Annotated in this window: 15 protein-coding genes; 8 read left to right on the forward strand and 7 right to left on the reverse strand. The window is 73.6% G+C overall.

From position 1 onward, the window contains the following. The first annotated feature begins 37 nt into the window (after nt 1-37). The 5 genes from SNR22_RS05700 to SNR22_RS05720 all read left to right on the forward strand — a co-directional run bounded on the left by SNR22_RS05700 (nt 38) and on the right by SNR22_RS05720 (nt 4743). Nucleotides 38-481, forward strand: coding sequence for a cytidine deaminase (locus tag SNR22_RS05700; RefSeq protein WP_320065404.1), 444 nt, complete (start codon nt 38-40; stop codon nt 479-481). Between the two features lie 173 nt (nt 482-654). Continuing rightward, nucleotides 655-1701, forward strand: a complete 1047-nt coding sequence (locus SNR22_RS05705) for an iron ABC transporter permease (protein ID WP_320065405.1) — start codon at nt 655-657, stop codon at nt 1699-1701. Then, a complete protein-coding gene (locus SNR22_RS05710) occupies nt 1698-2762 on the forward strand; it encodes an iron ABC transporter permease (RefSeq protein WP_320065406.1) in 1065 nt (354 codons plus the stop codon). The genes SNR22_RS05705 and SNR22_RS05710 overlap by 4 nt, the downstream gene beginning before the upstream one ends. A 176-nt stretch (nt 2763-2938) precedes the next feature. After that, nucleotides 2939-3790, forward strand: a complete 852-nt coding sequence (locus SNR22_RS05715; RefSeq protein ID WP_320065407.1) for an ABC transporter ATP-binding protein — start codon at nt 2939-2941, stop codon at nt 3788-3790. 11 nt (nt 3791-3801) lie between these two features. Further along, nucleotides 3802-4743: an iron-siderophore ABC transporter substrate-binding protein gene (locus tag SNR22_RS05720; protein ID WP_320065408.1), complete on the forward strand. Its 942-nt coding sequence runs from the start codon at nt 3802-3804 to the stop codon at nt 4741-4743. Nucleotides 4744-4861: 118 nt separating this feature from the next. Here the strand turns inward: SNR22_RS05720 and SNR22_RS05725 are convergent, their stop codons facing one another. The 4 genes from SNR22_RS05725 to trmB all read right to left on the reverse strand — a co-directional run bounded on the left by SNR22_RS05725 (nt 4862) and on the right by trmB (nt 9436). Next, complete coding sequence (locus SNR22_RS05725) at nt 4862-5176, reverse strand: hypothetical protein (RefSeq protein ID WP_320065409.1); 315 nt, start codon at nt 5174-5176, stop codon at nt 4862-4864. Nucleotides 5177-5398: 222 nt separating this feature from the next. Beyond that, the gene (locus SNR22_RS05730) at nt 5399-6046 is read right to left on the reverse strand and encodes a hypothetical protein (protein ID WP_320065410.1); all 648 of its coding nucleotides are present in this window, start codon (nt 6044-6046) and stop codon (nt 5399-5401) included. Between the two features lie 120 nt (nt 6047-6166). Continuing rightward, nucleotides 6167-8680 (reverse strand): DEAD/DEAH box helicase, encoded by a 2514-nt coding sequence (locus SNR22_RS05735; RefSeq protein WP_320065411.1) that lies wholly within the window; start codon nt 8678-8680, stop codon nt 6167-6169. Nucleotides 8681-8803: 123 nt separating this feature from the next. Then, complete coding sequence (gene trmB / locus SNR22_RS05740) at nt 8804-9436, reverse strand: tRNA (guanosine(46)-N7)-methyltransferase TrmB (RefSeq protein WP_320065636.1); 633 nt, start codon at nt 9434-9436, stop codon at nt 8804-8806. A 216-nt stretch (nt 9437-9652) separates the two neighbouring features. Here trmB and SNR22_RS05745 point away from each other — a divergent pair, with 216 nt between their 5' ends. From SNR22_RS05745 to SNR22_RS05755, 3 genes are all read left to right on the forward strand, one after another. After that, a complete protein-coding gene (locus SNR22_RS05745) occupies nt 9653-10342 on the forward strand; it encodes a hypothetical protein (RefSeq protein WP_320065412.1) in 690 nt (229 codons plus the stop codon). A 68-nt stretch (nt 10343-10410) separates the two neighbouring features. Next, a complete protein-coding gene (locus tag SNR22_RS05750) occupies nt 10411-11100 on the forward strand; it encodes a class F sortase (protein ID WP_413775603.1) in 690 nt (229 codons plus the stop codon). Nucleotides 11101-11267: 167 nt separating this feature from the next. Beyond that, nucleotides 11268-11453 carry a DUF397 domain-containing protein gene (locus tag SNR22_RS05755; protein ID WP_320065638.1) on the forward strand — a complete coding sequence of 62 codons (186 nt, stop codon included), beginning with the start codon at nt 11268-11270 and terminating at the stop codon, nt 11451-11453. A gap of 244 nt (nt 11454-11697) precedes the next feature. Here the strand turns inward: SNR22_RS05755 and SNR22_RS05760 are convergent, their stop codons facing one another. The 3 genes from SNR22_RS05760 to SNR22_RS05770 are packed head-to-tail and all read right to left on the reverse strand — an operon-like array spanning nt 11698 to nt 13814. After that, complete coding sequence (locus SNR22_RS05760) at nt 11698-12018, reverse strand: antibiotic biosynthesis monooxygenase (protein WP_320065413.1); 321 nt, start codon at nt 12016-12018, stop codon at nt 11698-11700. 39 nt (nt 12019-12057) lie between these two features. Beyond that, entirely contained in the window at nt 12058-12855 is a 798-nt protein-coding gene (locus SNR22_RS05765) for an exodeoxyribonuclease III (protein ID WP_320065414.1), read from the reverse strand. Between the two features lie 38 nt (nt 12856-12893). Further along, nucleotides 12894-13814 carry a PAC2 family protein gene (locus SNR22_RS05770; RefSeq protein WP_320065415.1) on the reverse strand — a complete coding sequence of 307 codons (921 nt, stop codon included), beginning with the start codon at nt 13812-13814 and terminating at the stop codon, nt 12894-12896. Between the last annotated feature and the right edge of the window lie 315 nt (nt 13815-14129).

Genomic DNA, 14129 nt, shown 5'->3' on the forward strand with positions numbered 1-14129 from the left:
TGACGGCCGACCGACACCGACCACGGGGACGCCGACAATGACCATGCGAGACACCGACCGGGCGCTGGTGCAGGCCGCCACAGCCGTCGCCAAGCTGCGCTGCCGCAGCGTCAACCACACGGTCGCCGCCGCCGCGCGAACCGCCGACGGCAGGGTCTTCAGCGGCGTGAACGTCCACCACCCCACCGGCGGGCCGTGCGCCGAGATCGTGACGATCGGCACCGCCGCCACCCAGGGCGCGGGCGAGTTGGAGACCATCGTCGTGGTGGGCGACCGGGGGCGGAGCGTCATCCCGCCCTGCGACCGGTGCCGACAGGTGCTGCTGGACTACTTCCCGTCGATCCGGGTCATCGTCGGCCCGACGGACGCGCTGCGCGCCGTGCCGGTCGCCGAGCTGCCGGCCGGCCCGTACGCCGGGGCCGACCACCAGCTCGACGCGGGCGCCGGGATGCCGATGCCTCGCGAGGGCGCCGCCGGCTGACCACCCCGGCGGGCCGCGGGACACTCCGGCCCGGCCGGTGAGACGGCCATCGGGGCCGCCGCCGTGGGCGCGGGGATGCAGTACGGCACCCGTGATCCCGGATCGACATCCGCTGGTTAGGTGGGTCTGAGCAGCTCAGCTAAGGTGAGGCGAACCTAAGTTGAGGGAGTTTCGTGATCACCGTCGCCGCGCGGCCGATCCGGGCCGCCAACCGGCCCGCCCGCGGGCCGGGCCGACGGGTGGCGGTCACCGTGGGGGCGGCGGCGGTGCTGGCGCTCGCCGTGCTCGCCAGCTTTGCCCTCGGCAGCCGGCCGCTCGCGCCCGGTGACGTGTGGCACGCGCTGGTCGCCCCCGACGGCGGGGACGCCACCACCATCGTCCGCGAGCTGCGGATGCCGCGCACCACCCTGGGCATCGTCGTCGGTCTGGCCCTCGCCGTCGCCGGGGTGCTGTTCCAGGCGCTGACCCGCAACCCGCTGGCCGATCCCCGCATCCTCGGCATCAGCGCAGGCGCGTCGTGCGGCGTGGTGCTGGCCATCGCCGTCTTCGGCGTCGGCAGCCTCGCCGGGTACGTCTGGTTCGCCGTCGCCGGGGCGCTCCTGGCCGGCCTGGCCGTGTTCGCGGTCGCCAACCGGACCCGTGAGGGCGCCTCGCCGGTCACCCTCGCGCTGACCGGCGCCGCGCTCGACGCCAGTCTCGGCGCCGTCGTGTACGCGCTGCTCAGCATCGACGCCCGCACCTTCGAGGAGTACCGGTTCTGGGTAGTCGGCGGGCTGACCGGCCGGGACATCGGGGTCACCGGTCAGGTGCTGCCCCTTGTCCTCGCCGGGCTCCTGCTGGCCGTTCTGGTCGCCCGGGGCCTGGACGCGCTGGCCCTCGGCGACGACGTGGCCCGGGGGCTGGGCCACCGCATCGGACTGGTCCGCCTCGGCGGCGGCGCGGCCGGGGTGCTGCTCACCGGGGCGGCCGTGGCGGCGGCCGGGCCGATCGCGTTCGTCGGGCTCGCCGTGCCGCACCTGGCCCGTGCCCTGGTCGGCGCGGACCACCGGTGGACCCTCGCCGTCGCCGCCCTGCTCGGGCCCGCCCTGCTGCTCGGCGCCGACGTCGTCGGCCGGCTCGTCGCCCCACCCGGCGAGGTGCCCGCCGGGGTGGTCACCGCGCTGATCGGCGCCCCGCTGCTGGCCTTCCTCGTCCGCCGCGCCCGGGTGGTGACCGCGTGAGCGCCCTGCTCACCGGCACCCGCCCCCGATCCGCCCCGCCCGGCCGGTCCCTGCTGCGCCTCGGCCCGCTGCGGGTGCCGGTACGCCGCCGGCCGGTGCTGGTCGCCGCCGCACTGACCGGGCTGCTCGTCGCCGCCGGGGTGCTCAGCCTCTCCCTCGGCACCCCGTACGTCGCCACGACCGACGTGCTGCGCGCCCTCTCCGGGGCCGGCACCCCGTACGACCTGGTGGTGCTCGACCTGCGGCTGCCCCGACTCGTGCTCGCGGCGGTGGCCGGCGCGGCGTTCGGCGTCGCCGGCACGCTGATCCAGAGCGTGGCCCGCAACCCGCTGGCCAGCCCGGACGTCATCGGCATCACCCAGGGCGCCGGGCTGGCCGCCACCATCGCCCTCACCGGCGGGGCCGCCGCCGTCCTGGTCGCCCCGGCGGCGCTGCTCGGCGGGCTGGCCGCGGCGGCGCTGGTGCTCGCCCTCGGTGCCCGGCACGGGCTGGCCGCCCAGCGGTTCGTCCTCGCCGGGGTCGCGGTGGCCTTCGCGTTGCGGGCGCTGATCGAGGTGGTCCTGATGACCGTCGACCCGATCGACGGGATGCGCGCCCAGATCTGGCTGGTCGGCACCCTCGCCGGAAAGGGGTGGACGGAGGCGGCGTGGATCGCGGTCACCCTGCTGGTGCTGCTGCCCGTGCTGCTCTGGGCCGGTTGGGCGCTGAACAGCACCGCCCTGGACGACGACACCGCACGCGGGATCGGTGTCCGCCCGGTCGCCCGCCGGATCGGCCTGGCCGGCACCGGCGTGCTCGCCGCCGCGATGGTCACCGCTCAGGTCGGCGCCGTCGACTTCGTCTCCCTGGTCGCGCCCCAGCTCGCCCGCCGGCTGGTCCGGGCCGAGCGTCCCCCACTGCTCTGCTCCGCCCTGCTCGGCGCGCTGCTGTTGGTCCTCGCCGACCTCGCCGGCCGCCGGCTGCTCGCCCCCACCCAGCTCCCGGCGGGCGTGCTGACCGCCGCGATCGGCGGGCCGTACCTGATCTTCCTGCTGCTGCGCGGACGCCGGAGGCCGTCCTGACGCCCACGACCGGACCCGACCCCGCCGCCCTGCCAGCGCCGTCCACCGGACCCGCCACCATCGGCGCGCCCCGGCCCGCCGCCCCACCCACGTCATCGCCTGACGTCTCCGCGGGTGTCCCCGTGTCGCCCGACGTCTCCGCATCCCCGTCCGTCGCACCCTCCCGAGGAGCCGCGATGCTCTCCACCCGAGACCTGGTCGTCGGCTACGACGAGCGGACCGTCCTGGACGGCCTCGACCTCACGCTGCCCGCCGACGCCTTCACGGTCGTCGTCGGACCGAACGCCTGCGGCAAGTCGACGCTGCTGCGCACCATGGCCCGGCTGCTCACCCCCCGCCGGGGTGCGGTGCTGCTCGACGGCACCGCGATCCGGGACCTGCCGACCCGGGAGGTCGCCCAACGTCTCGGCGTGCTGCCGCAGAGCCCGCTGGTGCCCGAGGGGGTCACGGTCGCCGACCTGGTTGGCCGGGGCCGGCAGCCGTACCAGCGGTGGTGGCGGCAGTGGTCGGAGCGGGACAGCGCCGCCATCGACGAGGCGATGGCGCTCGCCGACGTGGCCGACCTCGCCGACCGGCCGGTGGACACCCTCTCCGGCGGGCAGCGGCAGCGGGTCTGGATCGCGATGACCCTGGCCCAGGACACCGAGGCGCTGCTGCTGGACGAGCCGACCACCTTCCTCGACCTGGCCCACCAGGTGGAGGTGCTGGACCTGCTGCACCGGCTGCGCGCCGAGCGGGGCCGGACCGTGGTCGCCGTGCTGCACGACCTCAACCAGGCCGCCCGGTACGCCGACCACCTGATCGCCATGCGCTCCGGCCGGGTGGTGGCCGCCGGTCCGCCCCGGGAGATCCTCACCGTGGAGCTGGTCCGCGACGTCTTCGGGCTCGACTGCGTCGTCGTGCCCTGCCCGGTGACCGGCGCGCCCCTGGTCGTGCCGGCCCTCACCAGCCCCTCCCTGGCCGCCCCCGCTCGGGCCGCCTCCTCCGTCAGCTCCTCCGCCGGCCCACCGGCCGGCGGAACCCTCTGAAAGGAACATCGATGCGTCGTCTCGCCGCCGTGCTCACCGTGGCCGTCGCCCTCAGCGTTGGACTCACCGCCTGCGGAGAGAGCGATCCCGTCGCCGACACCGCCACCGGGGACACCCGGGAGATCGTCCACGCCATGGGCACCACCAAGGTCCCGGCCGACCCCAAGCGGGTCGTGGTCCTCGACACAGACAAGATCGACACAACACTCTCGCTGGGCATCACACCTGTCGGTGCGGCCACCGCAGGCGAGGCGAAGGGCTGGCCGACCTACTTCGGCGAGGAGAAGCTCGCCGGGATCAAGGCTGTCGGGGTGCTCACCGAGCCCGACCTGGAGGCGATCAACTCCCTCAAGCCCGACCTGATCCTGGGCAGCAAATTCCGTCAGGAGAAGTTCTACGACGAGCTGGCCGCCATCGCCCCGACGGTGTTCACCGAGCAGGTGGGCATCACCTGGAAGGAGAACCTCCTCCTCGACGGCAAGGCGCTCGGCAAGGAGGAGCAGGCCCGTGAGCTGCTCACCACGTACGAGAAGCGGGCTGCGGACTTCGGCGCGAAGCTCGGCGACGCCGCTCAGCGGAAGATCTCCATCGTTCGCTTCATGCCCGGCGCGATCCGGGTCTACGGTCCGGACTCCTTCTCCGGCATCGTGATCGGTGACACCGGGCTGGGCCGCCCCGAGCGGCAGCAACTCGCCAACAAGGAGGACAAGCGCTTCGACGCGGTCAGCCCCGAGCGGGTCAACGAGGTCGACGCCGACGTCATCTTCGTGACCGCGTACGGCGAGAAGGCCGCCGCAGAGCAGAGCACGGTCTCCGGCGGCACGCTGTGGAAGGGCCTGTCCGCGGTCAAGGCCGGTAAGGCGTACCCGGTCTCCGACGAGGTCTGGATGACCGGTATCGGCGTCGGCGCCGCCCACAAGATCGTCGACGACCTCGAAAAGCACCTCTCCTAACCCCCACCCCACCACCACCCCCCACGCACGCCCTCCCACCCCCCGAGGGCGCGCAAATTCCCAGAAAGAGTGGCTGTTCCGCCGGGAACAGCCACTCTTTCTCGGTAAGAGCAGGGGATCAATGGGCGGAGCGGCGGGCCACGTGGATGAGCAGGCCGGCGAGGGGGCCGAAGCGTGACGTCGGGTCGACCAGCACCTCGACCGGTTCGGGTGGGCCCGGTGCCGGCCCGCCGAGGACGGCGACGGCCGACCTGCCCGCGATGGCAGACCCGGGTGGGAAGAGCCACGATGCCGCGGCTCGGCACCGGGTCAGGTGCGTTATCTCGAGACGCGCGTCGGCATAGACGTTGTGGAGCACCTGTCGCCAGGCGCTGCTGCGCAGGTCGTTCTTGCTCAGCAGGCCGCGCCGAACCGCGTCCCGCGCGAAGAACACCTGTCCGACCAGCTCGGCCGGCCGATGAGGAATACGAGCCCCCTCCACCCTGGCGTACCAACCCCTCCGCCAAAACCCCCTGTGGATAACCCCCTCCCGCCGGTGCTCCCCTGCCCGTACGTACACGGAAAGAGTGGCTATTCCGCAGGGAATAGCCACTCTTTCCGTGAATTTGCGCGGCGGGGCCCGCCGCGCCCTGCGCGCGGGGGGTGGGGGTGGGGGTTAGGCGGCGGTGGACCAGATGGTGCGGAAGGCGGCCGCCTCGCCGGCCAGCCACTGTTCGACCTGGTCGGGCTTGACGCTGCCCGGCATTCGGTGGGTCTCGCCGCGGCGGATGTCGACCAGGACCGGGGCGGCGTGGGGGAGGACGGCGTCCATGTGCCGGGCCATCAGGTGCAGGGTGGCCAGGGCCGCCTCCTCGCTGGGCGGGGCCTCGTCGAAGTGCAGGCGGACGGCCTCGGCGCGGCCGTCCTCGGCGTACCGGAGGCCGAACTGGGGGTTGATCTTGACGGGGAGGTCGCCGAGCATGGCCAGGGCGTCGCGGGTCTGGGCCAGGTCGACGGCGGTCGGCTCGCCGAGGGTGCGCAGCCAGGCCGTCGCGCCCGGCACGAGCGCCTGGTAGAGCGGGCGCCAGCGCGGCTTGACCGCGTCGGCGATCTGCGCCAGGTGGGTGCCGCCGGTGTGGAAGGCGATGTCGGCCTTGAGTGCCTTGACGAACTGACCGTGCGGGTTGAAGCCGTGCCGGCTGGCCCGCTGCTTGCGCAGGCCCCCGACGAAGCTTGCCTTGGTGGGCCCGGTGCGGTCGACGTACCGGGTGAAGCCGAGGAGGGTGGCGTAGGGCGGGAGGGTGCTGGAGATGGGCGCGGTCACGGAAGTCCTCCCAGGTCAGGACTTGGTTTAGTACATACATTCTAATCGACAGGTCTGACATTGCCCAGGGAAAAGGAGGGGCCGTCCGGATACCCGGACGGCCCCTCCCGTGAAGCTCGACTAGAGCTGGCCGACGTCCGTGATCCGGACGACGGCGGCGCCGGCCTCGTCGGAGGCGGCCAGGTCGACTTCGGCGCTGATGCCCCAGTCGTGGTCCTCGTCCGGGTCGTCGATAATTTGCCGGACCGTCCACCGTTCGCGGCCCTGCTCGATCATCAGCAGCGCGGGGCCGCGCGCGTCCGGCCCCACCCCGATCGAGTCGTACGCCTCGAAGTACGGCTCCAGCGCCTCGGCCCACGCGTCGGCGTCCCACCCGTCCGCGCCGTCCAGCTCGCCCAGGTCGTACCAGCGGCGCAGGGCGGCCAGCTCGACCCGGCGGAACAGCGCGTTGCGCACCAGCACCCGGAACGCCCGGGTGTTGCGGGTGACCGCCGGCGGCCGGTCGTCGAGATTGGCGTACGCCTCGGCGGCCTCGGCCACGTCGGACGGGTTCTTCAGCCGCTCCCACTCGTCGATCAGGCTGGAGTCGACCTGGCGGACCAGCTCGCCCAGCCACTCGATGAGGTCGACCAGCTCCTCGGTCTTGGCGTCCTCGGGCACGGTCTGCCGCAGCGTCTTGTACGCGTCGGCGAGATACCGCAGCACCAGCCCCTCGGAGCGGGTCAGCGAGTAGAACTGCACGAACTCGGTGAAGGTCATCGCCCGCTCGTACATGTCGCGGACGACGGACTTGGGGGAGAGCTCGTGGTCGGCGACCCACGGGTGCCCCTGCCGGTACATCTCGTACGCGGCCTCCAGCAGCTCCGCGAGGGGCTTCGGGTGGGTCACCTCGTCGAGCAGCTCCATGCGGGCCTCGTACTCGATGCCCTCGGCCTTCATCGACGCGACCGCCTCGCCGCGGGCCTTGAACTGCTGTGCGGAGAGGATCTGCCGGGGGTCGTCGAGGATCGACTCGATGACGCTCAACACGTCGAGGGCGTACGACGGGCTCTCGCGGTCCAGCAGCTCGATGGTGGCCAGGGCGAGCGGCGACAGCGGCTGGTTGAGCGCGAAGTCGAGCTGGAGGTCGACGGTGAGCCGGATCCGGCGGCCGGTCTCGTCCGGCTCGGGCAGCTCCTCGACCACCCCGCCGGCGCGCAGCGCCCGGTAGACGGCGATGGCCCGGCGGATGTGCCGGCGCTGGGCAGCGGGCTCCTCGTGGTTGTCGGTGAGCAGGTGCCGCATCGCGGTGAACGCGTCGCCGGGGCGGCCGATCACGTTGAGCAGCATCGAGTGGCTGACCTGGAAGCTGGAGGTCAGCGGCTCGGGCTCGGCGTCGACGAGGCGGTCGAAGGTGGGCCGGCCCCAGCCGATGGAGCCCTCCGGTGGCTTCTTGCGGACCACCCGGCGCCGCTTCTTGGGGTCGTCGCCGGCCTTGGCGAGGGCCTTCTCGTTGTCGATGACGTGCTCGGGGGCCTGCACGACGACCCGGCCGAGGGTGTCGAAGCCGGCCCGGCCGGCCCGGCCGGCGATCTGGTGGAACTCGCGGTTCTTGAGCAGCCGGGTACGCACGCCGTCGTACTTGCTCAGGCCGGTGAAGAGCACGGTGCGGATCGGCACGTTGATGCCGACGCCCAGGGTGTCGGTGCCACAGATGACCTTGAGTAGGCCGGCCTGGGCGAGTGTCTCCACGAGCCGGCGGTACTTCGGCAGCATGCCGGCGTGGTGCACGCCGATGCCGTGCCGGACCAGCCGGGACAGGGTCTTGCCGAAGCCGGAGGTGAACCGGAACCGGCCGATCGCCTCGGCGATCATGTCCTTCTCGGCCCGGGTGGCGACGTTGACGCTGGTCAGCGCCTGGGCGCGTTCCAGGGCGGCGGCCTGGGTGAAGTGCACGACGTACACCGGGGCCTGCTTGGTCTCCAGCAGCTCCTCGAGGGTCTCGTGCATCGGCGTCATCGCGTACGAGAAGAAGAGCGGGACCGGTCGCTCGGCCGAGCGCACGACGGCGGTCGGCCGGCCGGTGCGCCGGGTGAGGTCGTCGACGAAGCGGGTGGTGTCGCCGAGGGTGGCCGACATCAGGATGAACTGCGCCTGGGGCAGCTCGATGATCGGCACCTGCCAGGCCCAGCCCCGGTCGGGCTCGGCATAGAAGTGGAACTCGTCCATCACCACCTGGCCGACGTCGGCCCGCGCGCCCTCGCGCAGGGCGAGGTTGGCCAGGATCTCGGCGGTGCAGCAGATGATCGGCGCGTCGGCGTTGACGCTGGCGTCGCCGGTCAGCATGCCGACGTTGTCGGCGCCGAAGACCTCGCAGAGGGCGAAGAACTTCTCCGACACCAGGGCCTTGATCGGGGCGGTGTAGAAGGTGGTCCGGCTGTCGGCCAGGGCGGCGAAGTGCGCGGCGACCGCCACCAGGCTCTTGCCGGAGCCGGTCGGCGTATTCATGATCACGTTCGCGCCGGAGACGATCTCGATGACCGCCTCCTCCTGGTACGAGTAGAGGTCGAGGCCGCGCTCCTTCGCCCAGCCGGCGAACGCGTCGAAGAGGGTGTCGGGGTCGGCGCTTGTCGGCAGCGCGGCGGTGAGCGTCATAGCCCGTCCATCGTGCCTGCCGCAGGCCCTCCCGCGCCAACCGGCCCACCGCCCGCTCCGCCGTGCGGGGTGTTAGGAAGGGCACCTTATACAACGGAATGCGTTAACAAGGTGCCCTTCCTTTCACGCGCCGCGGCGGTGGATGAGGTCGAAGACCGGACGGCCGGCGGTCAGGGCGCGCCGCTCGAACTTGGTGATCGGCCGGTGCGCGGGGCGCGGCGCGTACCCGCCGTGCACGTCGACCAGCCCCGGGTCGGCGGTCAGCGTCTCGCGCATCGACCCGGCGTACTCGGCCCAGTCGGTGGCGCAGTGCAGCGTCCCGCCGGGGGCCAGCCGGGAGCGCAGCAGCGCCACGTGCGCCGGCGCGATGATCCGCCGTTTGTGGTGTCGCGACTTCGGCCACGGGTCGGGGAAGAAGATGTGCACCGCGTCGAGCGAGCCCTCCGGCAGCGCCCGGACCAGGTCCAGGGCGTCGCCCCGCCCGACCCGCACGTTGCCCAGGCCATGGCGCTCCACCAGGCCCAACAGGTTGCCGATTCCGGGCGTGTGTACCTCGACGGCCAGATAGTCTCGGTTCGGGTCGGCGGCGGCCATCTCGGCCGTGGCGTCCCCCATTCCGGAGCCGATCTCCAGCACCACGGGTGCCCGGCGGCCGAACAACGCCGCCAGGTCCACCGGCGCGGCGAGGTCGTCGGTGATCGTCAGGCCGTACGCCGGCCAGAGCCGGTCCAGGTCGTCGACCTGACGCTCGCTCATCCGGCCGCGTCGGGGGTGGAAGGTGCGGATCGGGGCCGGGTGCGACGGTGGCACGGTCGCGGCGGGGTTCGGGTCGATGGAGGTCACAGCGACCCGAGCGTACGCGACGGCCGCGCCGGATCGGATGTGATGTACGACCGGGGATGAGAGGATTCATCCCGTACGGGAGGCCGGGCGACCGCTGCTCGGCGTCGCGCTACCGCGCCGGGAGGGGTCATGGGGTCAGCCACACGCCTCGGCACCGCGCTGGCGGTCGCCGTGGCGGTCGCTTCGCTCGCCGGCCCGCTCGCGGGGGTCGAGCCCGCCGCCGGTGCGCCCGCGCTCGCGCTGGCCCCCGAGCCACCCGGTGGTGCCCCCGGCGGCGAGCAGCCTGGCGGCCCCGGCGGCGAGCAGCCCGGCGGCGTCCCGCCGCCCGGCTGGCGGGTCTTCGTCGAGATCAGCCCCGGCACGGTGCAGCCCGGATACCTGGTTGGCATCCGGGCGAGCTGCCACGACAACTCGGTGCCGGCCATCGTGTTCTCCGACGCCTTCGGCCGGATCGCCGTGCGACCGCAGCAGGGGCTGCTCACCGCGTCCCCGATGGTCCGCGAGCGGGTCTGGCCGGGCAACTACCGGGTGAAGCTGGAGTGCCGGGGCGGGGAGACCGCGACGACGATGCTCCAGGTGGTGAAGAAGGTGCCCTCGCCCTCGCCCAGGCCTACCCACAAGCCGACGCAGCAGCCGGCTCCGCACCCGCCGCGCCCCACCGCGCAGCACCCGAGCCGGGGGCCGAACACCGGCTTCGGCGGCACCGCCGGGGGCGGCGTCGACGGGCTGTTGCTCCCCGGGGGCGTGGCCCTGGCCGTGGCCGGGGTGACGATCGGCGTGGTCACGCGACGTCGGCCCCGCGCCGCGTCCCGCCGCTGAGGCCGGCCGTGGCGTCCGTGCGCGTGGCCCGGTCGGCGGTGGCGTCCGCGCGGGTGGCCCCGCCGCCCGTGGCGTCCGCGCGGGTGAACCGGTCGGCCGGAACGTCCGCGCGCGCGGTGCCGTCGGCCGGCCCGGGCCGGCGGCGCTGGTCGGTGCCGGTGGCCGTGGTCATGGTGCTGGTCGGCATTTTCGCCACCGGCGCGGGGCTGGGCCGCACGGCCGGGCCGTTCGAGTGGGCCGCCGATGCCGCCGGCCGGCCCGCCTCCGCAACCTCCGTCGCCGACGAGCCGGGGCTCGTGGCCAGCCGCCCCGTCCGCCTGAGCGTGCCCGCGATCCAGGTGGCCGCGCCCGTGGAGCCGGTCGGGCAGGCCCCCGACGGGTCGATCGACGTGCCGCCGCTGGGAAGGGCGGACGAGACCGGCTGGTACGACCGCGGCCCGACGCCCGGCGAGCCGGGCCGGGCGGTCGTCGTCGGACACGTGGACACCAAGAGCGGCCCGGCAGTCTTCTACGAGCTGGGCAAGCTGAAAATTGGCGACCGGATCGAGGTGACCCGGGACGATCGCACGGTGGTGGTCTTCGCGGTGGACTCGGTCGAGCACTTCGGCAAGGACGAGCTGCCCGCCGACCGGGTGTACGGCGACGACGGGCCGCCGGAGCTGCGGCTGATCACCTGCGGCGGCCAGTGGGTGGGGGGCCGGACGGGCTACGCCGACAACGTCATCGCCTTCGCCTCGTTGGTCGCCGCAGAGAGGTGACGGCGACAACGCCGCTCCGTGCTACCAGGCGGCCACGCAGCGCGCGCCCCCGTCAGGGGCGGCGGCCGGGGGCATCCGACGTGTCCTGGGCCGTTCATCATCGCCACGACCGATGACGGCGACGTGGCCTACCTGGACGATCAGGCGGCGGGGCAATCATGGCTGACCTGACTCGCGCCCGGTGGCGCACGAGCACCCGAAGCAGCTCCAACGGCGGCGACTGCGTCGAGGTTGCCGACAATCTCTCCGCCGTCGTCCTCGTCCGCGACACGAAGGACCGCGACGGCGCAACGCTGGCCTTCACGCCGGCCGCCTGGCGCGGCTTCGTCGACCTGGCGAAGCGCGTCGGCTGACCCCGCTCGACCCGCAGGCCCTCGGTTCACGCCGGGGGCCTGTTCCGTGGCCGGATCGGCACGATGGACGGTGGCCGGCGACGGTGCGCCGCCCCAGCCGACCGCCGGGAAGGCCGGCGTGCCGAGGGGCGGCAACTATCAGCGGTGGCACTTCGGTTACGCGCCTGGCGGGCGGGGAAACGGCGCCAGGCACGTAACCGATGCAAGCCGGATGGGCGGCCCGCACCACCCGCGCTAACTACCGTCAGGGCCGGGGCGGCACCTGCAGGACCACGTCGAACTCCAGCAGGCTCGCGCCGGAGGCGACCGGACGCCGCTGCTCCCCACCCTCGCCCCCGGCGTGCGCGGCCCGCGACGGCCCGGCCGCCCACGCCTGGTAATCCTCTTCCGTCTCCCACTTCGTATAGACGAAGTAGCGCTTCTCGCCGGCGACCGGGCGCAGCAGCTCGAAGCCGAGGAAACCGGGGGAGCCCTCCACCGCGCCGGCCCGGGCGGCGAACCGCCGCTCCAACTCCTCGCCCGCGCCTTCGGGGACATCGATTGCGTTGATCTTCACGACTGCCATGGCCCCACCCTAACCGCCGCCGAACCAACCCGGCCGGGATCAGGGCGTCGGTGCGACCGGGCTCAGGTCGGCATCCACCACGATCGGGGCGTGGTCCGAGGGGCCCTTGCCCTTGCGGGCCTCCCGGTCCACGTAGGCGGCGCGGACCGCCCCGGCGAACGGCGCGGACGCGTACACCAGGTCGATTCTCATGCCCTTGTTCTGGTGGAACATCCCGGCCCGGTAGTCCCAGTACGTGTAGGGGTGCGGGCCCTTCATCGGGGTGGGCACCACGTCGCGCAGCCCCAGGTCGCGCAGCGCCGCGAGGGCGGCCCGCTCCGCCGGGGTGACGTGGGTGGAGCTGGCGAAGAGCGCCGGGTCCCAGACGTCGGCGTCGGTCGGGGCCACGTTGAAGTCGCCGCAGACCGCCAGCGGCGGCCCGCCGGTCAGCTCGGCCTCCAGCGCGTCGCGCAACCCGGCGAACCAGGCCAGCTTGTACGCGTAGTGCGGGTCGTCGACGGCGCGGCCGTTGGGCACGTACACCGACCAGACCCGCAGCCCGGCGCAGGTGGCCGAGATGGCCCGGGCCTCCGGTTCGGGAAAGCCCGGCTCCCCGGGGAAGCCGACCGTCACGTCGGCCAGCCCGACGCGGGACAGGATCGCCACCCCGTTCCACCGGCCGTCGCTGTGGCTGGCCACGGTGTAGCCCAGCTCGCCGACCTCGGCCACCGGGAAGGCCCCGTCGGGGCACTTGGTCTCCTGGAGGCAGACGACGTCGGGGCCGGTGGCGGCCAGCCAGTCGAGCAGCCGGGGCAGGCGGGCCTTCACCGAGTTCACGTTCCAGGTCGCCAGGCGCATGCCTACCAGCCTGCCCCATCCCCGCCCCGGCCGTCGGGTCAGCTCCCCGGGGTGTCGCCCGGTCGGCCTTGCTCGGCCAGGAACCGCTCCAGCTCGGCGCCCAGCTCGTCGGCGGTCGGCAGGGGACCGACCTCGGCGGCCAACAGGTTCTTCTCGCCCCGGCCCCGGGCGAACGCGTCGTACTGCTCTTCCAGGGCCGCGACGAGGGCGGCGGCGTCCTCGGTCTGGGCGACCTGCCGGTCGATCTCGACCCGCACCACCTCGGCGGCCGAGCGCAGCGCGTCGCGGGGCAGCAGTAGCCCGCTGCTGCGCGACACGGAGGCGAGCAGCACCTCGGCGGCGGCCGGGTACTCGGCCTGGGCGATGTAGTGCGGCACGTGCGCGGAGAAGCCGAGCGCGTCGCGGCCCTGCTTGCCGAGGCGGTACTCCAGCAGGTGCCCGACGCTGCCGGGGACCTGGACGCGCTGCAACCACGGCTCGTGCCCGGAGATCAGCTCGGGTCGGGTGGCGTGCGCGGTCACCCCGGTCGGGCGGGTGTGCGGCACCGCCATCGGGATGGAGTTGAGCCCGATGGTGAGCCGGACGTCGAGCCGGGCGGCGAGCCCGCCGACGGCGGCCACGAACCGCTCCCACTGCAGGTCCGGCTCGGGGCCGGTGATCAGCAGGAACGGGGTCTCGTCGTCGTCGCGCAGCAGGTGCACCTCCAGCTTGGGGCCGTCGTACTCCTCCCAGTGGTCCTCGACGAAGGTCATCGGTGGGCGCCGGGACCGGTAGTCGTAGAGCTGGTCGACGTCGAAGCGGGCGACCGGGCGCGCGTCGAGGGAGGTGAGTAGCTGCTCACGGGCGAGCCGGGTGGCGCTTCCGGCATCGACGAAGCCGGTGAGGGCCTGGATGAGGACCGGCTGCCCGAGGTCGGGCAGTTCGTCGGAGAGCTCGTAGAGATCGTGTGGGTCGAGCACCGGTGCGGACCTCCCTGGAATGTGCCTACGGAGCGCCGTGTCGCGCACGGCTCCCGGTTCGGGAAACGTACCCGCCATCCTCGTGCATTCCTGCCGCGGAGGATCCGTCCGAAGGTTCATGATCACAATTGGGTGAACCCCGGCTCCCGTCCCGCCCGGCCGAACGGGCGACCCGGCGGGGGCTGAACGGGGGAGGGAGGGGTTGCGCATCCGCCCCGGGTGGTGACGACGCCGGCCGGCGGGGGCGGGGGCGTTAACTGCCCCGCTCGGCGGCCGACCGCCGGAGGCGGAGGTTGGTCCGGTCCGCCCGGCTCG

The organism is Micromonospora sp. RTGN7, from assembly GCF_033804645.1.
Taxonomy (GTDB): Bacteria; Actinomycetota; Actinomycetes; order Mycobacteriales; family Micromonosporaceae; genus Micromonospora.